We start from the raw sequence: 21,679 nt of genomic DNA on the forward strand, positions 1-21,679 counted from the left end.
CGAGCTACTTCTTCCGAACCAGTAGCCCAGTGCCCACGGACGGGCCGCCGTCGGGACCTGTCAGCGACTCAAATCCCTCGATCGTGAGTTCGTCAACATCGGCCGCAGTATCCACCAGGACGGTATCGCCGTCGGTGATCTCGCCGGCAAGGATCTCCTTGGCCAGGCGGTCTCCGATCTCGCGCTGGACGAGGCGTCGAAGAGGCCGCGCGCCGTACGCGGAGTCATAACCGGACATCGCGAGCCAGGCGCGGGCTCCGTCGGTCACCTCGAGGGTCAAACGGCGGTCCCGCAGACGCTTGGTGAGTTCGGCAACGTGGAGCTCCACGATCCGGGCCAGCTCCTCCACGGACAGGGGGTCGAACAGCACGATCTCGTCCAAACGGTTCAGGAACTCCGGCTTGAACGAGGCCTGTACCACCGCCATGACGGCATCGCGCTTGGCTTTGGCATCCAGGGACGGGTCAACCAGGAACTGGCTTCCGGAGTTGGACGTCAGCACCAGGATCGTATTGCGGAAGTCCACCGTCCGTCCTTGACCGTCTGTGAGGCGGCCATCATCCAGAACCTGCAGGAGGATGTCGAACACCTCTGGGTGGGCCTTTTCCACCTCGTCGAGCAACACAACAGAGTACGGGCGACGACGCACGGCTTCCGTCAGCTGACCGCCTTCTTCGTATCCGACGTATCCCGGAGGGGCTCCGACCAAACGCGCTACAGAGTGCTTCTCTCCGTACTCGGACATATCGATCCGGATCATGGCGCGTTCGTCGTCAAAGAGGAAGTCGGCCAAGGCCTTTGCCAGCTCGGTCTTGCCGACGCCCGTGGGCCCAAGGAACAGGAACGAGCCCGTGGGACGGTTGGGATCGCTAATGCCCGCCCGCGCACGGCGGACGGCGTCCGAAACTGCCTGCACTGCCTTGGTTTGGCCGATCAGGCGCTTGCCGAGTTCTTCTTCCATGTGCAGCAACTTTTGGGATTCACCCTGCAACATGCGCCCAGCAGGAATGCCGGTCCACGCTGAGATGACCTCCGCAATGTCGTCTGCTGTCACATCCTCTGCGACCATGAGTTCGGGCTTTGCGTCGCCGCGCGCGGACTCCTCCTCGGCAGCCGCATTGAGCTCACGTTCGAGGGCAGGCAGCTCGCCATAAAGTATGCGTGATGCCGACTCGAGGTCGCCTTCGCGCTGGTACTTTTCGGCGGCTGACCGCAGTTCGTCGATCTTCGCCTTAAGGTCACCCACCCTGTTGAGTCCGGCCTTCTCGGCTTCCCAACGGGCGTTGAGGGCCCGGAGTGCTTCCTTCTTGTCAGCCATGTCGGCGCGGAGGGCAGCCAGCCGCTCAACGGACGCAGGATCAGTTTCACCCTGAAGCGCCAGTTCTTCCATGGTCAGGCGGTCGACGGAACGGCGGAGCTGATCGATCTCCTCCGGCGCTGAGTCAATCTCCATGCGAAGCCGTGACGCGGCCTCATCCACGAGGTCGATCGCTTTGTCCGGAAGCTGACGGCCCGAGATGTAGCGGTTGGACAGGGTTGCTGCTGCGACCAAGGCGGAGTCGGCGATCGCCACCTTGTGGTGGGCCTCGTACCGTTCCTTGAGTCCGCGCAGAATGCCGATGGTGTCCTCGACGCTGGGCTCGCCCACGTAGACCTGCTGGAAGCGGCGTTCCAAGGCAGGGTCCTTCTCGATGTTTTCGCGGTACTCATCCAAGGTGGTGGCACCAATGAGGCGCAGCTCGCCGCGGGCCAGCATCGGCTTGAGCATGTTGCCCGCATCCATGGCACTCTCACCCGTAGCGCCAGCGCCAACAACGGTGTGGATTTCATCGATGAACGTGACGATCTGGCCGTTGGAGTTCTTGATCTCCTCCAGAACCGCCTTGAGCCGTTCCTCGAATTCACCGCGGTATTTGGCACCGGCCACCATGGACGCCATATCCAAGGCAATGAGGGTCTTGCCGCGAAGGCTCTCCGGGACGTCCCCGGCGACCATGCGTTGGGCGAGGCCTTCAACGACGGCGGTTTTGCCAACGCCAGGCTCACCAATCAGCACAGGATTGTTCTTGGTGCGCCGGCTTAGGACCTGAACCACGCGACGGATCTCGCTGTCCCGCCCGATGACCGGGTCCAGCTTTCCTGAGCGGGCAATAGCAGTGAGGTCCGTGCCGAACTTCTCCAGGGCTTGGAACGTATTTTCTGGATCCGGCGAGTTGACCTTTCGATCACCCCGGACACCCGGCAGCGCGGCAAGCAGTGCTTCGTGGGAGGCACCGGCGTCGCGCAATAGCTTTCCGACTGCATCGCTGCCAGCCGAAAGCCCCAGCAGCAAGTGCTCGGTGGAGACAAAGGAGTCGCCGAGTTTGTCGGCCTCGTTCTGGGCAGCCTGAATGGCCTGCATGGACTGCCGGGACAGCTGGGCTTGCTGGACCGAGCTGCCCGAAGAGGACGGCAGCGACTTGATGGCCGAACTGGCTTGAACGCTCACGGCATCAGGATCAGCACCCGTGGCGCGCAGGAGCGCAACAGCAACGCCCTCGCGCTGGTCCATGAGGGCCTTCAGCAGATGAGCTGGCTCCAACTGCGGGTTGCCGGCGGTAGAGGCATTCATGGCGGCCGCAGAAAGGGCCTCCTGGCTTTTGGTGGTGAATTTGACGTCCAAAGAGAGCTCCCTTTCTGGAGTAAGACCAATACTTTCAAAGTTGAGTCTACTACGCTCAACTTTGCTTTGCGGCCCATGTGTTCCATGTTTGCCGACGGCGAAACACCTGTCCAGACGAAACCATGGTTATGTGAATAACAGGGAGGAAACCCTAGGCAGGATAGATCGAAACCAGCGCGGACTTCACGACGAACCGCACGTTCATGCCGGGCACCAGGCCTAGATCGGCAGAGGCCGCAGGAGTGATATCGGCGGATAACGTGCTGCGCTCCCCCAGGCCCGCTCCGCCCGCCCTCACGCGGATCTGGTCGCCGTGCGGCTCCAAATCCCTGATGGTGACGGCAAACGAGTTGCGCGGGCTTCCGTGGACTTCGCCAAGGAAAACGGAAACGGCCGACGGCGGAAAGGCCGCCACGCCTGCGTGGCCGGGTGCAGGTGACCACTCGGGATCGTGCTGTCCGGCGAAAAGCCGGCCATCCGGCGTCGTGATTCCCTGTTCCGTGATGATTCCGCTGACGAGGTTGAGTCCCGCAAGTCCAGCCGCGAAGTGGCTTCGGGGGCGTTCGAGGACTTGGCGGGTTGGGCCCTCCTCGGAGATGCGCCCGTTCTCTACGACGATGATGCGATCGGCGAGCATGTAGGCGTCCAGGACATCGTGCGTGACGATGATGGCGTTGCGTCCGGCCAGGACCCGTTTGAGGACTCGGCGCAGCAGCGGTGCTGCATGGATATCCAGGGCAGACATCGGCTCGTCGAGGAGCAATAACCCGGGCTCGGCAGCGAGCGCCCGGGCAACGGCCACACGCTGCGCCTGACCACCGGACAACTCCGCTGGTTTGCGCGATTCCAGGTGAAGGGCGTCCACCTCCGTCAGCCAAAGCCTGGCGGTTTCGCGGGCCGCGGCTTTGCTTGCGCCCTTGCTGCGCGGCCCGAAGGCGACGTTGTCCAGCACGGTCAGGTGCGGAAACAGCAGTGCCTCCTGAGCGAGCAGCGCAGTGCCGCGCAGGTGCGGGGCGCTCCATTGGTGGGTGCCGCCGTCGAGGTCAAAAAGCTGCCGGCCGCCAATGTGCGCACGCCCCGAATCCGGCCGCAGCAGGCCCGAAATCACGCCAAGAAGAGTTGATTTTCCGGCGCCGTTGGGACCGAGAATGGCTAGCGTTTCGCCGTCAGAAAGTTTGATTGACATGTCGAAGTTGCGGGCTCGAAGGCTCGCTTCCAGTTCAAACGTCATGGCTGGACGTCCGCACGGGCGCTTGCACCAGTGTTGCTGGGGCGTCGACCGTAACTGAGGGCTACTACTGCCGCGGCCACCGCCACCAAAACCAGAGACAGAGCGACGGCGGCGTCGGCGTCAGTTTCGCGCTGAAGGTAAATCTCCAAGGGGAGGGTGCGCGTGACGCCCTGCAAGCTGCCGGCGAAGGTCAGGGTAGCGCCAAACTCTCCGAGACTGCGCGCAAAGGACAAAACGGCGCCCGACGCAAGCCCTGGCAGGACCAAGGGAACTGTGACGCGGCCCAGGACCGTGGTTGGCCGAGCGCCCAAGGTGGCTGCCACGGCCTCATACCTGCTTCCCGCGGTCCGCAGGGCGCCTTCGAGGCTCACTACCAGGAACGGCAAGGCCACGAATGTTTGTGCAAGCACCACGGCGGTAGTCGAAAACGCGATCTGAATTCCAGCCATTTCGAGCGACTTCCCGAGCAAACCTTGCCGCCCAAACGTGTACAGCAGGGCGATACCTCCGACGACGGGCGGCAGCACGAGCGGCAACAGCACGAAGGAGCGCAACAGCCGCTGCCCGGGAAACTCCGCGCGGGCCAGGACGAGGGCCAACGGCACACCAAGCACGATGCACAACAGGGTGCTTGCTGCTGACGTCTTCAGACTGAGGCCCAACGCATCGAGGGACGATTCAGAAGTGATGAGCGGAAGGAACTGGGACCAGTTCACCCGCACCAACATCGCGAGCAGTGGCAGTACCACCAACAATCCGCCCACAGTGGCGATCACATAGATCCACCGCGGGAAGCCGTGATAGCCGGAGACGTGTTTTCTCATGGCCGATCCTACGAGGGGCCGAAGCCGGCATCGCTGAGAACCTTCCGGCCGTCCCTGCCGGTGACCATGGCAATGAAGGCGCGGGCGAGTTCCTTGTTCTTGCTGGTGCCCACTGTGGCAATCGGATACGTATTGACAGCCTTGCCCGACTCCGGGAACGGGATGCCCTTGACCTTGCTCCCGGCACTCTTGATGTCCGTGACATAAACCAGTCCGGCGTCCGCCTCCTGCGAGACCACCTTGCCGAGCACGTCGCTGACTGACGACTCTTCGCTGACCGGGCTCAAGGTGGTCCCCGAGCCCTTCTCGATGGTCTCCGTTGCCGCACCGCAAGGAACCTGGCTGGCACACACTACAACTTTGACGCCTGGCTTGGACAGGTCCGCAAAGGAAGAGATCGACGCCGGGTTGCTGGGCGGGACGACGATCTCCAGTACGTTCGTGGCGAAGTTTTGGGCAGTGCCGTCCACGAGCTTCGCGTCGGCCAGTTTCGCCATATTTCTGTTGTCGGCGGAGGCAAACACATCAGCTGGTGCACCCTGAGTGATTTGCGTTGCCAAGTCTGAGGATCCGGCGAAGCTAAGGTTCACTTTGGTGCCGGGGTTTTTGGCTTCGAAGTCTTGAGCCATTTGGGTGAAGGTTGTTTTGAGGGACGCTGCGGCGAAGATTGTGATGGTTCCGCCCAGCTGGCCGCTCCCGGTTGCCGTTGGGCCCGCGGCGTTGGAAGCGCACCCGGCCACGCTTGCCGCCAGAGCTGCCGCAACCAAGAGCGCGGTGACCTTGGTGCGAGCGTTCGTCATACGACGCTCTTTCCCTGCGGCGTTTCGATGATGACAGTTGTGGCCTTCACCACCGCTGTAGCCACTGACCCAAGTTCCAGTCCAAGCTCGCGCACGGCTTCGCTGCTCATCAGCGACACCACACGGAACGGCCCACATTGAAGCTCCACCTGTGCCATGACCTTGTCCGCGGTAATGCCCGTGACCAGACCGACGAAGCGGTTCCGGGCTGAACTGCCTGTACGGGCGGGATCGTCCGGAAGGTGGGACTGATCGCGGGCAACCTTGGCGAGTTCCAGCCCGTCCACGGCGAGTCGGCCTGCGGCATCCTTCCGGGCAGTGAGGGTTCCATTCTCAGTCCAGCGCCTCACAGTGTCATCGCTGACACCAAGGAAGCGGGCTGCTTCGGAAATCCGTATTTGCGGCATGGAACGAGTCTAGTTCCGCAGATGCGGATTGTGCAGCTTGATTCGTTCGCAAACGAAAAATGACAATTTTCAGTGTGGCAGGCCGCGGCGCCGGGTAGCGCGGCTGGTGCGCCTCTTCCCGCCCGACGCAACCCTAAGCACTGGCGCCCCGGGCATGAAGAGGTGTGGGCCGCCGTCGTCCGCTCCGAGAAGCACCCGAAAGGGATCCGTAAGCAGTACCCATGGCTCCTTGGCAGGCGCAGCCGTACCCTGATCTAGGGAGAGAGTCTCGACGCGGAGGAGCGTCCCATGGAATGGATTCGTCCGGACAACCCGGACTACGAGCAAACCCGAAAAGTGTTCAACGCCATGATCGACCGTCGCCCGGCCGTGATCGCTAAATGTTCAAATCCCGACGAAGTGGCTGAGGCTCTTAAGTACGCCCGGATCCACAACCTCGACGTTGCGGTGCGTTCGGGTGGGCACTCGGTGGCGGGCATGTCCACCAACGACGACGGACTGGTGGTTGACGTCCGGCCCATGAAATCCATCAGCGTGAACCCTGAAATGAAGACGGTCAAAGCCGGGGCAGGACTCACCTGGGGCGAATTCGACCGGGCCACCCAGCAACATGGTTTGGCTGTCACAGGCGGCCGCGCCTCCACCACGGGCCTCTCCGGTTTCACTTTGGGCGGTGGATCGGGCTGGCTGGAACGGGCCTACGGCTTCGCTTGCGACAACCTGCTCTCCGTGGACCTGGTCACTGCGTCCGGCGAGCAGGTGACGGCGAGCCCTGGCGAAAACCCGGAGTTGTTCTGGGCTCTGCACGGGGGCGGTGGCAACTTTGGTGTGGCGACGTCCCTCACTTTTCAACTCCACGATCTTGGACCTACCGTCATGGCCGGACTCATGTTGTTCCCCGGCGAAGCGGCCACGGACTTGTCGAGGGCTTTCCGTGGGCTTGCTCTAGAGGCTCCGGACGCGGTGGGCACAGCATTGGTCTACCTGACTGCTCCGCCGGAGGAGTTCGTCCCGGAGGACATGGTTGGCAAACTCGCCGTCGGGATGGCCTACATGTATGCAGGCGACGTGGAAGCCGGCGAGGAGCATGCCAAACCGTTCAAGGAACTCGGACCCTCTGCGGACCTGGTTGCACCCATGGAATACGCCGACTTCCAGTGCATGATCGATGACCCTCCAGACCACTACAACTACTGGAGCGCCGACTATCACAACGAACTCAACGACGACGCACTGGACCTCCTGGTTGATTCAGCACATAGGCTTCCCGGGCCACATTCGCAGCAGCTGTTAGCCCGTTGGGGCGGAGCCGTGGGAGGACCTGCCGCTGCGAACACGCCATTGCAGCACCGTGGCGCAGCCTGGGTCAGCCATCCTTTCGGCTTGTCCGAGACTCGAGAGGGCGGGCAGGAGGCCAAGGCCTGGGTGAAGCAGTTCCGCAAGGACATTGCCCCGCACACCACCGGCGGAGTCTGGCTGAACTTCATTGGTGACGAAGGCCAAGACCGCATCATGGCAGCATACGGAGAGCAGAACTACAGGCGCCTGTCCTTGGTCAAGCGCGAGTTCGATCCCGATAACGTGTTCAGGGGCAACCAGAACATCCTGCCGGCCGAGCACTGAGATTCCTTATGCTCCTTCCCAGTTGCTGTGAACCACACAGGCAGTGAAGCCTGTGTTCCGGGGCGGACGCTCGGCGGTAGCCGCTCCGATAGCCGGTAACTGGGAAGGATCGTTTGGCTTACACTTTGGCAATGGCCGTATATGTCGATCCGCCCCTGTGGCCCGCCCACGGCACCGTGTTTTCGCACCTCGTATCGGACAAGTCCCTGGACGAGCTTCACGCTTTCGCCGAGGCTGCCGGAGTCCCTGAAAGGGCGTTCGACGGCGACCACTACGATGTCCCTGAACGCCGTTACAACGACCTCGTCGCGGCGGGTGCCATTCCCGTGGAGGCAAGGGTGCTGGTGCGGAAACTCATCGCGAGCGGCCTTCGCATTCCAGCGCGCGAACGCAGCAGAGCCCTCACTGTTCCCTTGATGGAGCGCTGGAACAGCACCTACCCTGGGCACGAAGAACTCGGCTTGGAACTCCTCGAAAGGTGGGGGGACGACAGCCGAAAATACCACAGTCGGACCCACTTGCTCGCCGTCCTCGAAGCCCTGGACATTTTGACGGAGCCCGCCCTCCCTGCCCGCACAGTCACACTGGCGGCCTGGTTCCACGATGCAGTCTATGAAGGTGTCGCAGGGCAGGACGAGGAAGAGTCCGCGCTCCTTGCGGAGGACCGATTGACTGCTGCGCGCCTGGCCCCGGACGACGTCGCCGAGGTCGCCCGATTGGTTCGGCTCACAGCCGAACACAATCCCAAACCCGGCGACCATGCCGGAGCCCTCCTCTGCGACGCCGATCTCTCCGTACTCGGAGGCGACGAACAGTCCTACGCTCGCTACCTGGCTGCCGTTCGGGAAGACTACGCCCACGTCAGTGACGACGACTTCGCCAAGGGGCGTGCCGCCGTCGTGCGTCATCTGCTCTCACTGGACCCTCTCTTCCATGGCGAACGGGCCAAGGCACTCTGGCTCGAGGCGGCCCGCCGCAACCTCACGGCCGAACGCGCATGAGCGAAGCCGGAGCGCCCCAGCGGCAGTTGCCGTACTCGGTCCGGTTCGAATGGGGTCTCGACGGCGCCCGCGCCATAGTGCCTCGGGCCGACCTTGCCGTGGTGGTTGACGTTCTATCGTTCACCACCTGCGTGAGCGTCGCCGTGGATCGTGGGGCGGCCGTTTTTCCCTACCCGATGCGGGATGCTGCAGCGAGTGAATTTGCTGCCCATCATCAGGCTGCGTTGGCGGGGCCGCGTGGCGGGGAGGGGTTGAGTTTGTCGCCGTCGAGCCTGCGTCATGCGCCGCATCTGGAGCGTGTGGTCCTGCCATCGCCCAACGGCTCGACGCTGAGCCATGAGCTCGCCAACTCAGCACGGCAAGTAGTGGCTGTGTGCCTCCGCAACGCCGCAGCGACCGCCGATTGGGTCCATTCGAACCTGCCGGATGACGCCGTGATAGCTGTCATCGCCGCAGGCGAGAAGTGGACCAATGGCTCGTTGCGGCCAGCTTTGGAGGACGAACTTGGAGCAGGAGCCTTCATCGCCGGACTAGCAGGATCGGGGCGGCGGAATTTCTCGCCGGAAGCCGGATCTGCGGCCGCGGCCTTCGACGCCGCTGAGCCCAAGCTGGCCTCGGTGCTGCGCGGCTGCTCCAGTGGGCGGGAACTGATAGATGCGGGCTTCATTGAAGACGTGGCAATTGCCGCCGAGTTGGATGGCAGCACGGTGGTTGCTTTGCTGACGGATGGGGCTTTTCAGGGCGTCGGTCCCACCGATTAGACGACTCGCTGCAGGCCGGACGGTAGGAATCGTCTGCCGCGCTGCGAGTCGTCTAAATGGACCGGATCGGCTCAGCGATAGGTGCTGACGAACGGCTGGTTGGTCGGCACAATCTGCTTGCCGAGAGGCATGAGGGACACAGGGATCAGTTTCAGGTTGGCGATGGCAAGCGGGATGCCGATGATGGTGATGGCCATGGCGAAAGCAGTGACCACGTGTCCGATCGCAATCCAGATACCAGCCACCAGCAGCCAAATCACGTTGCCCAGAAGTGCAAAGACACCCGTTCCACCGGGCTTCTCCACCACCATCCGGCCAAACGGCCACAAGCAATAAGCGCCGATCCGGAACGAGGCGATGCCCCAAGGAATGGTCACAATGAGCACGCAGCAGATAATGCCTGCTGCGAAATAGCCCAATGCCAACCAGAAACCACCGAAGACCAGCCAAATGATGTTGAGCAGCGTTTTCATAGTCTCAATTCTCCCTTGCCGGACCGACATTAAGCCTAAGGGTCTGCCCTGAATCGGCCCTGACTTTGTTGACGTATCAGGGGCGATTCAGTCCAGCAACGCGTCCAGCTTGTCGAACGAGGTGCCCCAGCCGTCCCGTGTCATTTCCACCCATTCTTCCGATGCGAAGGGGCCCTGGGTGAGATGCATCCGGGTACGTCCGTTGAGGTCTTCGAATTCGAGGTGCATTTCCTCGTACTCATGATCTGCGTCGGGAGCAGCCTTTGCCCTTGCTACAAGGAGCGCGGGTGCGTCCAGCTCCGTGATGACAGCTTCGATGGGTGCTTCCTGCTCACCCTCATCGTCCGTCCATGCCATGACCACTTGCCAGATTCCGCCCACGCGGGGCTCCACGATGATCTTGTCGCGGGGAGCATCCACTTCCACGGGACCGAACCACTTGGTGAGCTGATCGGGGTCCATCCAGGCGTCGAAGATCCGCTCACGCGGGGCGTCGAACTCGCGGATCATGGTCAGGGTGTGCTGTTCCGTGCTCATTGCTTGGGCTCCTGGTGTCGTGTGGTCCGTTAGCTTGGTTCCGCGTTTAGTTCCGTATGTAAAGTCCAGTGGCGTGTTCCAGTGAATCGTGTCGTCGTGAGCGAGTCTAGGCTTTGCCAGCGCTAAGTCCGATGCTCTCTCACATCATCACCCGATTTGCCCAACGTTCTCTCACATCATGACCCGTCCGCGGGTGTCCGCCGGCAGGAGGTGAGAGAGGAACGCACCAAAAGCCGCAGGACGTGAGAGAGGAACGCACCAAAAGCGGCAGGACGTGAGAGAACGTCAGGCCTTTGCGGCTTCCACGAACGCGCGGATCTTCGCCAGGTCCTTCACGCCCCGGGACGACTCCACACCCGAAGAAACGTCCACGCCCCAGGCATCCGCCGCAGCGGCAGCGAAGGCAACGTTGCCGGGTTCGAGACCGCCTGCGAGCAACCACTCCCGGCCGCCGAGTCCCTTCGCACGCACTGACGCATAGTCCCAGGACTCTCCCGAACCCGGCACGGCTGCATCAATCAAGAGCAGATCCTCGCCCAGATCACTGAACTCGCCGGGCGCGGCACCCATGGTGACCGCCCGGATGAGCCGCATCCCGGCGTCGTGCACTGTTTTGACGTCCTCGGCAGTCCGGGTGCCGTGCAGTTGAACCCAAGTGAGTCCCGCGGCGCGCGCAACAGAAACGGCGTCGGAGGCAGGCTCATGCCGGAACACCGCCACGGCATGAACACGTGCGGGCACCAGCGGCAGCAGGATACGCACTTGGTCAGGACTGACTTCACGTGGGCTGGACGTCAGCACGAAGCCGACGGCGTCCGCCCCGGCATCCACGGCGGAGCGCACGGATTCGGGCGTGCTCAAGCCGCACACTTTGACGAACATTCCGTGCCTCCAGCCATACTCACAACGTTTTCCACATATGACGTTAGCAAGCCATGCTGACAACGCAGAAGCTGTGTCCACCACTAGGCTGGTCGGATGGAGATCATCCGCTTTGCCGACATCCACCCCGAACCGTGGCGCAACGGAGGCGGGGTGACGCGCGAATTAGCCAGCCACCCGAAGGTCGCCTCGGCCCAGGACGGGGCATGGGATTGGCGTGTCAGCATCGCCGATGTCTCCAAGGCCGGCGACTTCTCCAATTTTCCTGGCATGGAACGCGTCATCACCATCATTGACGGTGAATTGCTGTTGCTGACCGTCGACGGCGAAGAGCATCCGCTGGAGAAGTATCGTCCGTTCCGTTTCTCCGGCGAGGCAGCATCGTCAGCGACGCTACCTACCGGAGATATCCGCGACCTCAACGTCATCGCTCGCGCCAGCGCGTTCAAGGGGTACACGTCCATCGTCGAGATCTCCAAGAAACGCGCACACCCGGTCTTCGAGGGCCAGTTGGCCGTCCTCCTGGAAGGCAAGGCCACGGTCGCGCCTGGTGCAGATCCGGAGGAAGAGTCCGACGGCGCCAGCGCGGCTCCCAGCGTGGCCGAACCGGTTGAGTTGAACCGGTACGACGCCGTGGTGGGCTCGGATACTCGGAGCCCCGAGATTTCGGGCCGGGGTTTTGTTGCCGTGATCTCCATCGACAAAGTGGACCCCGCAAACGCCTGAGCTGGTGACTTTGGCCACCAGAAGTGGCCACGGTCCGCAGGAGTTGCTAGCCTGAAATGAAGGTTCCGCTCTGGAACCTCCGGACGACGGTTCAGTACCCGGCACGCGACAAGACTGGCCAAAGGATCTGTCATGTCGTGGTTAATTCTCATTCTCTCCGGAGCGCTCGAGGCCGTTTGGGCTGCTGCCCTTCACCGCTCAAAGGGCTTCCGCAAGCCCGTCCCCACAGTCGTTTTCCTGATAAGTGTCATCGCCAGTACCGGCGGCCTCGCGATCGCCATGCAATCCATTCCTACTGGTACGGCGTACGCGGTGTGGGTGGGTGTCGGCGTCGTCCTGACGTCTGCTTACGCCATGGTCACCAAGGTGGAACGGGCGACGACGGCCCGGCTGCTGCTGCTGGCAGGTATCGGCGCGTGCGTGGTTGGACTGAAGGTGGTGGCGTAGCCATGGCTGCAACAACCACCACGACCCAGAACTCTGCGAAGAACGGCGTCTTCTGGCTGGTCCTCCTTGCTTCAGCCGTCCTCGAAGCCGTGTGGGCTACTGCTCTGGGACTCTCCAACGGCTTCACCCAGTTGATTCCGACACTGGTCTTCGCCGTGACAGCAACATTGAGCATGCTCGGACTAGGGATCGCCGTGAAACGGATCCCGTTGGGCACGGCCTACGCGGTGTGGGTTGGAATCGGCGCGGCACTGACTGTTGGGTGGGCCATGGTTACAGGGGTAGAGCCTGCCAGCCCGCTGAAGCTGCTCTTTATCGCCGGAATCGTGGGTTGTGCTGCCGGTTTGAAGGCCCTGCCTGCTGAGAAACCTGTAGCCAAAGCCGAGTAGCCACGCTCCTCCCCAGTTGCCGCCACTCGCACCTGCCCCGGTCGCTGGTAAATCCCCGGACACACGGGGGCCGCGCAGCTTCGGAGTTCGTCAGGACCCGAGCAACCGGGAAGGAGCGCAGCCTCGCGCAGGAATACCCATCGCGTCCATGGAGTTCACGCCAACAAAGGGCACTTCGAATACCAACACGCATGGGAGAAGTTCATGACTGCAGTTCAACTCGGCGATGGCCTTACTGTTAGCCCCCTCGGCTTTGGCGGCATGGCCCTGACACCGGTCTATGGGGGAATCGACCCCGATGAAGCCCTCCAAACCCTGAGGCATGCGGTGGATGCGGGAATCACCTTCATCGACACCGCAGATGTATACGGAGCGGGCAGTAACGAGGAACTCGTGGGCAGGCTCCTGAAGGAGCGGCGCGACGAGATCCAATTGGCAACGAAATTCGGGATAGAGGGCAACGCCGCGAACGGGTACACGGGAGTTCGCGGCGATGCGCCCTACGTCAGGCAGACGGCAGAAGCCAGCCTCCGCCGCCTGGACACTGACGTGATTGACCTCTACTACCTGCACCGCCGTGACCTCCGCGTTCCGATAGTGGAAACCGTGGAGGCCATGGCGGAGCTGGTCCGTGAGGGCAAGGTTCGGCACCTCGGACTGTCTGAGGTGACAGCCGAGGAGCTCCGGCAGGCCAACGCCGTCCATCCCATTGCCGCGGTCCAGAGTGAATGGTCAATCTGGAGCAGGGATGTTGAGCAAAACGTTGTTCCTGCAGCGAAGGAACTCGGTGTTGGCTTTGTGCCTTATTCGCCGCTCGGCCGCGGGTTCCTCACGGGAACCATTAGCGCGAGCGACCTGGGCGAAAACGACTTCCGCCACAAGATTCCCCGCTTTGGTGGCGAGGCCCTCGATGCAAACCAGGCCGTCGTGGCCGCGGTTCGCGAGGTAGCCGATGACCTGGGTGCAACTCCTGCCCAGGTAGCACTGGCTTGGCTGCTCACCCAAGGCAAGCGCCTTGGGCTGCCGGTGGTCCCCATCCCCGGTACGCGCAAAACGCACCGCATTGACGAGAACCTTGGCGCACTGTCCCTGCAACTCGGAACAGCGCAACTTGAGGTGCTCGACCAAGCCGCGGACGCCGTCGTGGGTTCACGTTCTGCCGATCCCAACTGGGTGTCGCAAGGCCGCGAAACCAACACGGCCACTGCATAGACTGAGCCGATGGATTCGCTTATTCACTCATCGCGTGACGTCACCATCCGGAGCATCTCGGTCAGCGAGATGAACAACAATGTGTATCTGCTGACCTCGAAAGCCACAGGCGTGCAGCTGTTGATCGACGCCGCCGACGACCTTCCAGCCATTCAGCAACTCCTGAAGGACAGCGAAACGGATACTTCCGAGATGCCGAAGCTCGTTCGAATCGCTACCACCCACCAGCATTGGGACCACATCCGCGCCTTGGGTGAGCTGGTGTCGGCTACCGGCGCCAGCACTTCTGCGGGAGCGGACGACGCCGATGCGCTGCCCGTTCCGGTAGATATCCGGCTTGGTCACGGCGACGTCGAGCAGTTCGGCGACTTCGAGATCACGGCGGTCCACCTGCGTGGACACACCCCTGGCTCGATCGCTTTCGTTTACCAGGATCCGGACGGGCCTGCCCACATTTTTAGTGGGGACTCATTGTTTCCTGGAGGCGTCGGCAACACACAGGGCGATCCTTCACGTTTCACTTCACTGTTGAACGACGTGAAAGAGCGGCTGTTCGACGCCTACCCGGACGAGACCGTGGTGCACCCGGGCCATGGATTGCCCACGACCCTCGGAGCCGAGCGTCCACACCTTGAGGAGTGGCGCGCCCGCGGCTGGTGAGGCATGCGTTGCGGGGCCTGCTCTGCGTTCCAAAGCCTTGGCAGGGCCGACGCCGCCCGGGTTCCCTGACTGAGCTTGCGAAGTCAGGGAGGCGGTGGGGATGCAAAGCGGGCCTCACAACGTGGACGTATTAGCGGCCGCGACGCTCGTTCGAAGCCGGTGCCGATGCACGGCGCGGGCCACTGCGTGCCGGACGACCGGCGCCGGAGCCCCCGCGACCGGAGTTGCCGGATGCACCCGAGCCCGAACCGTAGGATCCGCCGGACGTAGCGCCCGTTGCGGAAGACCAAACAGCCTTGTTTCCGCCAGTACGGGTGCTCGTGGTGGATGCCGTGCGCGGAGCCGAAGCTGAGCGCTGGCCACCGGTAGCAGAGCGCTGGCCGGTAGCCGGACGACCACTGCGGCCACCCTGCCCCTGCGAGCCCGGAACGTCGTTGCGGTGAGTTGCCGCAGCCTTGCCGCGACCGCGTGAGCTGCGGGCGACGTCGTCGTTCATTGCTGCGCGACGATCGGCGCGGTTGATGTCGGTGCGAACCGGCTCAGCTGAGACCTTGCCGCGTCCGCCGCGGCCGCCACGGCCGCCCGTGGTGGGTGCAGCCTGGCCGCCGGTTCGGCGTGCGCGCTTTCGCTGGGCGTTGGCGCCGGTGGACGTGCCGCCACCCTGCGGTGCTTTCGCCGCGAGGAGCGCTGCACGGGTGCGGGGATCAACCTTGTCCGCGATGTCGCCCACGAGCTCGGCGACCAACGGCGAGTTGGCAGTGACGCGCTCGAACGATACATCGACGCCGGCAGCCTTCATGAGCTTCTTGACGTCGCTCTGCTGCTCCGGGAGCGTCAACGTGACAACGGTGCCATCGGAACCGGCGCGGGCCGTGCGGCCTGAGCGGTGCAGGTAAGCCTTGTGCTCTGTGGGCGGGTCAACGTGGATGACGAGTTCGACGTCGTCAACGTGCACGCCGCGGGCTGCGACGTCGGTGGCCACCAGGACGCGAACGTCACCGTTGGAGAACTCAGCCAAGTTGCGGTCGCGGGCGTTCTGCGACAGGTTGCCGTGGAGGTCGACGGCGGGGATGCCGGCGTCGGTGAGGGTCTTGGCAAGCTTGCGGGCGTGGTGTTTGGTCCGCATGAAGAGGACGCGGCGGCCGGCGCCGGAGGCCAGTTCGACGATGAGCTGCTTCTTGACGGTCTGATCGTTGACTACCAGGACGTGGTGTTCCATGGTGGTGACCGCAGCCTGCGGGTCATCAACGGAGTGCGTGAGCGGGTTGGAGAGGTAACGGTTGACCAGCTTGTCAACACCGTTGTCCAACGTCGCGGAGAAGAGCAGGCGCTGACCCTGGGCGGGGGTCATGTCCATGAGCTTCTTGACTACCGGAAGGAAGCCGAGGTCAGCCATGTGATCGGCCTCGTCCAGCACGGTGACCTCTACGGCTTCGAGGGTCAGGATGCGCTGGCGGATCAGGTCTTCGAGGCGGCCCGGGCAGGCGATGACGATGTCGACGCCGGCGCGCAGCGCCTTTTCCTGGCGTGCCTGGGAAATGCCACCGTAGATGACCGTGGTGTTCAGGCCCATGGCCTTGGCCAGCGGCTCGATGGTGGCGTTGATCTGGGTCGCCAGTTCACGCGTCGGTGCAAGGACGAGGCCCATGGGGCGGCCCGGCTTGCGGAAGTGCTTTGCCTCGCGCTCGGCCAAGCGGGCCACGAGCGGGATGGCGAAAGCGATGGTCTTGCCGGAGCCGGTGCGGCCACGGCCCAGGACGTCGCGGCCTGCGAGCGTATCCGGGAGGGTCTTCACCTGGATGGGGAATGCCTCTTCGATGCCGTCTGCGGCGAGGGAATCAGCAATAGCCTTGGGCGTGCCAAGGGCAGCAAAAGTAGTCATGTACTTATGTCTTTCGGGCGGTGTCCAGTTGCGGACATCGGCCCCCGACGCCGGTTGGGCCAGGGGTTCGCCGAGGAAAAGTCAGGTGGTCTACCGGTTCGCTGCTGGAGCGTTGGCCGGGACCAAATGGAAGCGTTCATCGACGCAGGATGTGCCTCTCACATGAAAAATGCCCCGTCACGTAGCCTGTTGGGCCACCTGCTTCAGGGCGTCACCGCACATCAAGTGTTCCCAGTCTAGCAGTGTTCGGCGTCCAGCCCTGCATCGGGCTGGTTCAGGCCCGCGTTACTTGGGTTGGGTGAGCGTGAGTCGGGGTTCGGCGTTGGGGGTGTTCGGGGTTTTGGAGGCCCCTTTCCGGGTGGCGACCCGTGGGGCTATGACAACCCCGGCGACGGCGATCACCGCCGTCAGTGCGAAGACCCCCGCAAACGGGTTCGTCGTCGTAAATGCTGCGAAGACGAGTCCAGTGGCAGCGAGGGCCAAGGCGCCGCCCAAGGAGTCGGAGATGGACATCGCTGCGCTGTTGAAGCCCTGGTTATCGGGAGTCGAGAGTGCCAACGTCATGACGCTCAGCCGCGGGTACATGAGTCCCATGCCGCCGCCGGCAAGGATCCAGCCTCCGATGGCAATGGCCGCCGGCAGCGCCAATGCCGCTGTCACCAACGCCAGCACGATGGCCACCAGCACCAGCGCAGCACCAATTTTAACGGCGAGTGCATCGGCCAGCTTGGAACCCAACCGGCCCTGCAGAGCGGATGCTCCTGCCCATGCGAGCGCGGCGCCGGTTAGCGTGAGCCCGGCAAACGTCGGAGTGAAATCGTACTGTTCCGTCAGCAGGTACGGCAGGTAGACCTCCGCGCCGAAAAATGCCGCCGATGCCAAACCACGGGTGAGGATCACGCTGGGAAGGCCTCGGCGGGCAACCAGGGTTCCGCGCGGGACCAACGGCCTGACCGCCACCACAGCAAGGACGAGCGCGACGACGGCAATCACCCCGCCCGCACCCGGCACCTCTGCTGACAGGTTCAGCGCGAGGACAGTCAGGGCAGCCAGCGCAGCCCAGCCCATGCGTCCAAAAGCCCATGGCACGCGCTGGGTATCTGTTTCGGCGTCGGGAGCCATCCCCCGCACAGCCGGCACCACCATCAGCAGTGCAGGAACAACCAGCCCCACGACGCCCAGGAATACCCAGTGCCAACTGCTGAGCTGTGCCACGATGCCTGCCGCGAACGGGCCCACCAGAGAAGGGATCACCCAGGAAGCGGCAAAGGCGGCAAAGATTTTGGGATGCAGAGCAGGCGGGTAGACCCGTGCCACGAGCACGTACAACGCAACGGTCATGGCACCGCCACCAAGTCCCTGCACGAGCCTTCCCAGCACCAGGACCTCCATGCTCCCGGCTGTTCCTGCAATCAGCAAGCCCGCAACGAAAAGTGCCACCGACGCGTACAGCGGCGCCGTCGGACCACGACGATCAGACCAGTTACCTGCTCCCACCATGCCCATCACGCCAGTTGCCAGGGGGCCGGCGAAGGCAAGCGCATAAAGGCTGGCTCCGTCCAGGTCCCGGCTGACGAGCGGCATGATGGTGGTTACCGCCAGGGACTCGAAGGCGCTGAGGAAAACGAGCGCACAAGCACCAACGGTGGCCAGCAGGTATGGACGGCGGAGTATCCCCGCCGTTGAGGTATCAGAGGTCATGGACGTTACCCTAGAACCTCAACTAATGTTGAGGTCAATCCACCACGCCCGCCACCGGAGGACCAGCCATGCCACAGGTTCCAGGCAGCGCCCACCGGCCCCTGAGCATCGGTGAGCTTTCCGAGCGCAGCGGAGTATCGCCGTCGGCCCTTCACTTCTACGAACGCAATGGGCTCATCACCGCTGAACGCACGGCCGGCAACCAGCGCCGGTACCGGCGCGAAACGCTGCGTCGGGTGGCATTCATCAAAACATCGCAAAGAGTTGGCCTTCCTCTGAAGGACATCCGTGAGGCGCTGGACTCCCTGCCGGACGGGCGGACGCCCACCAAACGGGACTGGACACGGTTATCGTCGCGGTGGCGCAAGGAACTCGATGAACGGATTGCTGCCCTGCAACACCTGCGGAACGATCTGGATGGCTGCATCGGCTGTGGTTGCCTCAGCCTGAAATCGTGCACACTTCAGAACCCCGCCGACGAACTGGGGGCGACCGGGGCAGGAGCGCAACGCTGGAACCAGCCCGGATAATCCCCTTAGATGATCGCCGTCATGACATTCCAGCCCACCCCCACCTGTACTCGCGGCGAATATCCCCCGAAGTCCTGCCCTGGGTAGAGCCAGAGAGTGCCACTGGCGTCGCGGGCAAGGATGTCCGGCACGTCGTCGCTGTCGAAGTCGCCCGGGGTGACGATTGCCGACATCACGTTCCACTCGATGCCAACCAGCAAGGGTGGGTACCAACCACCCGAGCCGTCGGGTTCGTAGAGAAACAGCGTGCCCCAGGTGTCGCGGGCAAGGATGTCCCGTCCCGGGTAGCGGAGGTTCCCCGGGCCCATAATGGCTGTCATCATGTTCCAGTTTGTACCCACCTTCGATCTCGGAAGCCACCCGCCCGAGCCGTTCCCCGGATACAGCCAGAGGTCACCGGCACTATCCCTGGCAAGGACATCGGCTTTGCCATCATCATCAAAATCGCCAGGGGCCACGACGGCGGTCATCGCGTTCCAGCCGACGCCGACTTTGGAGCGGGGCAGCCAATCAGAACTGCCGTCGCCCGGATACAGCCACAAATCACCGGCATCGTCGCGGGCCAGGACATCGGGTTTGGTGTCTCCGTCAAAGTCGCCTGATGCCATCAACAGGTTCATGATGTTCCAACCGGAACCAACCTGCGAACGGGGCAGCCAGCCTTTGTTGCCGTTTCCGGGGTACAGCCACAGGGCGCCGGCCGAGTCGCGGGCGAGAACGTCCGTGGCGCCGTCGGAGTTGTAGTCCTTCCACACGTTCTCCGGTCCTGCCGTGGTGATAGCCAAGAGGTAATCGCCCTGGTTGCCCGGAACTACATATCCCTTGGAACCGTCCGGGAGCATGACGAACTGGCGGGGAAGCAACCCATCTTCCAACAGAATGACGCCTGCTGGTTTGAGCGTCGGCAGGCTAAGCACGTTGATGTCGTGGCCCAGCACATAGAGCCGCCCACCGTCCGGACTGACTTGGACCGTAAGGGATCCCATGTTCATGACCGGACCCTCACCGAGGCTGACCCGCGTCAGTGAATTCCCCTGCAGATCGACTTCAGCCACGTGATTATCATTGGGAATCTGGTCCACGACGAACGCCCGCGACCCATCCGGAGTGAAGCTTGGCGCCGTGGCCACGGCTTGGGTTACCACTTCCCCGATCACGGTATCCGTGGTGACGCTTGCGATGGCGATCCCGCCTTCGAGCTTGGGGTAGTACAGTTTGGATCCGTCCGGGGTCATGGACCCCCCGGTTGACGTCCCGCCGAGCGGAATAGTGCTGGTCACGATGTTTGTAGACGTCTCGATGGCGGAGACCGATTGGTCCAGGAGATTCAGTGCGAAGACCTTGGCCCCATCCGGCGTCACAAGAATCTGCGTTGGCTCGCGACCAACGGGAATCGAGGAAACCACGGACGCCGCCGCCACATCGATCACCGCAACCGATCCCGGCGTCGAGCCCGTGTCCGCAGGGGTCCCGTACACGGCCGCGTAAACGCTGGATGCGTCAGGAGTAAATGCGAGGCTGAAGACCGGGCCGTCCACGGGTATGTCCGCGACTGTGATGGCCGCGGTGTCCACGACGGTGAGGAAATGTTCCTGGAACTCGCTTGTTGCCAGGTAAACCTTGGCGCCGTCCGGGCTGACCTCCATAGCCGTAACATCCCGAACATCGATGCTCGCAGTCACGGTGTCGGTGGCAACATCGATCGAGGTGAACGCCCCGGATGCGGACACTGTGAACAGCTTGCTGCCGTCAGGGCTCGCCTCAACAAAGTGTGGGCTGGGAACATCGATCCTGGAAGGCGTCCCGAAAGTCGCCATGGGCGCAGTGATGGCAGGTGCGCTGATGGTTGGTGCGGTGGCTGCCGCGACGGCGTCGGGCTTTAGCGGTTTGGCTTGGGCTGGTAACCCTGAAGCCATGAGTGCGAAGGCCGTTGCGAATGCGATAAAGGCAGCACGCGCAGTGAACGCAGGCGTCCGGAACTTCATGAATCCCCCCGGTTTCATGCGCCACTGACTTGTGTCCGGCGCTTGGATCAAACGCTAGTCACCATCAAATGGAAAAACCAGATCATTTTGTTCGTATGTGTGTTTTGCCGAAGCAGCAACAGGCGTTGCCTTTGGTAGCCAGCTCACGGCACGCTTGGCTTATGGCTGAACACACTCACGACGGCGACACTCCCCGCGCCACGGATGGCACCTCTGGCAGCACTTCCGGGAGTGCCCATCAGGACACTGACCACAGCGGGCCGAGGCATGGCGGGCTCAACCTCCACGAGGACGCCGACAACGCTGCTGACATGTGGGACGGCATGTACAGGGAGCGTCCAAAAGTCTGGAGCGGAAATCCGAATCCTCAATTGGTCGCCGAAGTGGCGGGCCTCCCTGCTGGAACGGCCCTGGACATTGGCTGCGGCGAGGGTGCAGACGCCATCTGGCTCGCCGGACAGGGCTGGACGGTCACCGGCATGGATGTGTCCGCCGTCGCGCTTGAACGTGCGGCAGCCCATGCCGTGGAATCCGGTTACGCTGACCGGATTACGTGGCAGCAGCAGGACCTTGCCGAATGGAAGCCGGAACCCATCTTTGACCTCGTGTCAGCACAGTTCCTCCACAGTCCCCTCCTGCCGTGGCGCGACTCCGTAGCCTCCGCGGCAGCGGCAGTGGCGCCGGGCGGGACGTTACTGGTGGTCGGACATCACCCTCATGGGCTCGCTCCGTGGAGCCACCACCGCGAAACGGGCATGTTCTTCTCGCCGGAACAGTTGGCTGGGGGGCTCCGCCTGGATCGCGAGCCGTGGTTCGTCAACGTCCTTACTTCTCGGGAACGCACCATGACGGGTCCGGAGGGCGGGACGGTTACAGTTTTGGACACGGTCCTCAGAGCCACGAAGCACCCCTGATACAGGCGGGAAACGGCACGCAGGCCAGCCCC

21 protein-coding genes and 1 riboswitch are annotated in these 21,679 nt (G+C 63.1%); of the genes, 10 read left to right on the forward strand and 11 right to left on the reverse strand.

Translation table 11 applies throughout. The features are described from left to right. Positions 1–4 precede the first annotated feature (4 nt). The 5 genes from clpB to ABIE18_RS18315 form a co-directional block, all read right to left on the reverse strand. A complete protein-coding gene (gene clpB / locus ABIE18_RS18295) occupies positions 5–2,662 on the reverse strand; it encodes an ATP-dependent chaperone ClpB (protein ID WP_499724032.1) in 2,658 nt (885 codons plus the stop codon). A 151-nt stretch (positions 2,663–2,813) separates the two neighbouring features. After that, positions 2,814–3,893, reverse strand: coding sequence for a sulfate/molybdate ABC transporter ATP-binding protein (locus ABIE18_RS18300; protein ID WP_499724033.1), 1,080 nt, complete (start codon positions 3,891–3,893; stop codon positions 2,814–2,816). After that, positions 3,890–4,717 carry an ABC transporter permease gene (locus ABIE18_RS18305; RefSeq protein ID WP_499724034.1) on the reverse strand — a complete coding sequence of 276 codons (828 nt, stop codon included), beginning with the start codon at positions 4,715–4,717 and terminating at the stop codon, positions 3,890–3,892. The genes ABIE18_RS18300 and ABIE18_RS18305 overlap by 4 nt, the downstream gene beginning before the upstream one ends. A gap of 8 nt (positions 4,718–4,725) precedes the next feature. Further along, positions 4,726–5,517 carry a molybdate ABC transporter substrate-binding protein gene (gene modA / locus ABIE18_RS18310; RefSeq protein ID WP_499724035.1) on the reverse strand — a complete coding sequence of 264 codons (792 nt, stop codon included), beginning with the start codon at positions 5,515–5,517 and terminating at the stop codon, positions 4,726–4,728. Next, positions 5,514–5,924 carry a TOBE domain-containing protein gene (locus ABIE18_RS18315; protein ID WP_416417530.1) on the reverse strand — a complete coding sequence of 137 codons (411 nt, stop codon included), beginning with the start codon at positions 5,922–5,924 and terminating at the stop codon, positions 5,514–5,516. The genes modA and ABIE18_RS18315 overlap by 4 nt, the downstream gene beginning before the upstream one ends. A gap of 288 nt (positions 5,925–6,212) precedes the next feature. Between ABIE18_RS18315 and ABIE18_RS18320 the strand changes: the two genes are divergently transcribed. The 3 genes from ABIE18_RS18320 to ABIE18_RS18330 all read left to right on the forward strand — a co-directional run bounded on the left by ABIE18_RS18320 (position 6,213) and on the right by ABIE18_RS18330 (position 9,309). Next, on the forward strand, positions 6,213–7,547 hold the full coding sequence (locus ABIE18_RS18320) for an FAD-binding oxidoreductase (RefSeq protein WP_499724036.1): 1,335 nt from the start codon (positions 6,213–6,215) through the stop codon (positions 7,545–7,547). Between the two features lie 131 nt (positions 7,548–7,678). After that, positions 7,679–8,548 (forward strand): DUF4031 domain-containing protein, encoded by an 870-nt coding sequence (locus tag ABIE18_RS18325; protein WP_499724037.1) that lies wholly within the window; start codon positions 7,679–7,681, stop codon positions 8,546–8,548. Then, positions 8,545–9,309: a 2-phosphosulfolactate phosphatase gene (locus ABIE18_RS18330; RefSeq protein WP_499724038.1), complete on the forward strand. Its 765-nt coding sequence runs from the start codon at positions 8,545–8,547 to the stop codon at positions 9,307–9,309. The genes ABIE18_RS18325 and ABIE18_RS18330 overlap by 4 nt, the downstream gene beginning before the upstream one ends. Positions 9,310–9,380: 71 nt before the next feature. Here the strand turns inward: ABIE18_RS18330 and ABIE18_RS18335 are convergent, their stop codons facing one another. The 3 genes from ABIE18_RS18335 to ABIE18_RS18345 all read right to left on the reverse strand — a co-directional run bounded on the left by ABIE18_RS18335 (position 9,381) and on the right by ABIE18_RS18345 (position 11,201). Further along, positions 9,381–9,782, reverse strand: a complete 402-nt coding sequence (locus ABIE18_RS18335; RefSeq protein WP_216926600.1) for a YccF domain-containing protein — start codon at positions 9,780–9,782, stop codon at positions 9,381–9,383. 87 nt (positions 9,783–9,869) lie between these two features. Beyond that, on the reverse strand, positions 9,870–10,319 hold the full coding sequence (locus ABIE18_RS18340; RefSeq protein WP_216926601.1) for an SRPBCC family protein: 450 nt from the start codon (positions 10,317–10,319) through the stop codon (positions 9,870–9,872). A 285-nt stretch (positions 10,320–10,604) separates the two neighbouring features. Then, entirely contained in the window at positions 10,605–11,201 is a 597-nt protein-coding gene (locus tag ABIE18_RS18345; protein WP_499724039.1) for a phosphoribosylanthranilate isomerase, read from the reverse strand. A gap of 96 nt (positions 11,202–11,297) precedes the next feature. Between ABIE18_RS18345 and ABIE18_RS18350 the strand changes: the two genes are divergently transcribed. The 5 genes from ABIE18_RS18350 (at position 11,298) to ABIE18_RS18370 (ending at position 14,635) form a co-directional block, all read left to right on the forward strand. After that, positions 11,298–11,927 (forward strand): HutD/Ves family protein, encoded by a 630-nt coding sequence (locus ABIE18_RS18350; RefSeq protein ID WP_499724040.1) that lies wholly within the window; start codon positions 11,298–11,300, stop codon positions 11,925–11,927. Between the two features lie 57 nt (positions 11,928–11,984). After that, positions 11,985–12,050, forward strand: a riboswitch (guanidine-III (ykkC-III) riboswitch). A gap of 9 nt (positions 12,051–12,059) precedes the next feature. After that, positions 12,060–12,374: a DMT family transporter gene (locus ABIE18_RS18355; protein ID WP_431116755.1), complete on the forward strand. Its 315-nt coding sequence runs from the start codon at positions 12,060–12,062 to the stop codon at positions 12,372–12,374. Positions 12,375–12,376: 2 nt separating this feature from the next. Continuing rightward, entirely contained in the window at positions 12,377–12,763 is a 387-nt protein-coding gene (locus ABIE18_RS18360) for a DMT family transporter (RefSeq protein ID WP_499724041.1), read from the forward strand. 204 nt (positions 12,764–12,967) lie between these two features. Beyond that, complete coding sequence (locus ABIE18_RS18365) at positions 12,968–13,975, forward strand: aldo/keto reductase (RefSeq protein ID WP_499724042.1); 1,008 nt, start codon at positions 12,968–12,970, stop codon at positions 13,973–13,975. Positions 13,976–13,984: 9 nt separating this feature from the next. Continuing rightward, positions 13,985–14,635, forward strand: coding sequence for an MBL fold metallo-hydrolase (locus tag ABIE18_RS18370; RefSeq protein WP_499724043.1), 651 nt, complete (start codon positions 13,985–13,987; stop codon positions 14,633–14,635). A gap of 130 nt (positions 14,636–14,765) precedes the next feature. Here the strand turns inward: ABIE18_RS18370 and ABIE18_RS18375 are convergent, their stop codons facing one another. After that, positions 14,766–16,517 (reverse strand): DEAD/DEAH box helicase, encoded by a 1,752-nt coding sequence (locus tag ABIE18_RS18375; protein WP_499724044.1) that lies wholly within the window; start codon positions 16,515–16,517, stop codon positions 14,766–14,768. 285 nt (positions 16,518–16,802) lie between these two features. Next, positions 16,803–18,218: an MFS transporter gene (locus ABIE18_RS18380; RefSeq protein ID WP_499724045.1), complete on the reverse strand. Its 1,416-nt coding sequence runs from the start codon at positions 18,216–18,218 to the stop codon at positions 16,803–16,805. 68 nt (positions 18,219–18,286) lie between these two features. Here ABIE18_RS18380 and soxR point away from each other — a divergent pair, with 68 nt between their 5' ends. Then, positions 18,287–18,748, forward strand: coding sequence for a redox-sensitive transcriptional activator SoxR (gene soxR, locus ABIE18_RS18385; RefSeq protein WP_498698814.1), 462 nt, complete (start codon positions 18,287–18,289; stop codon positions 18,746–18,748). Positions 18,749–18,753: 5 nt separating this feature from the next. On the opposite strand, the gene ABIE18_RS18390 is transcribed toward soxR, so the two are convergent. Beyond that, a complete protein-coding gene (locus ABIE18_RS18390) occupies positions 18,754–20,751 on the reverse strand; it encodes an FG-GAP-like repeat-containing protein (RefSeq protein ID WP_499724046.1) in 1,998 nt (665 codons plus the stop codon). Between the two features lie 293 nt (positions 20,752–21,044). Between ABIE18_RS18390 and ABIE18_RS18395 the strand changes: the two genes are divergently transcribed. Next, on the forward strand, positions 21,045–21,647 hold the full coding sequence (locus ABIE18_RS18395) for an SAM-dependent methyltransferase (protein WP_499724078.1): 603 nt from the start codon (positions 21,045–21,047) through the stop codon (positions 21,645–21,647). Positions 21,648–21,679: the final 32 nt, after the last annotated feature.

Origin of the sequence: Arthrobacter sp. 2762, assembly GCF_040548745.1 — a bacterium.
Lineage (GTDB): Bacteria > Actinomycetota > Actinomycetes > Actinomycetales > Micrococcaceae > Arthrobacter.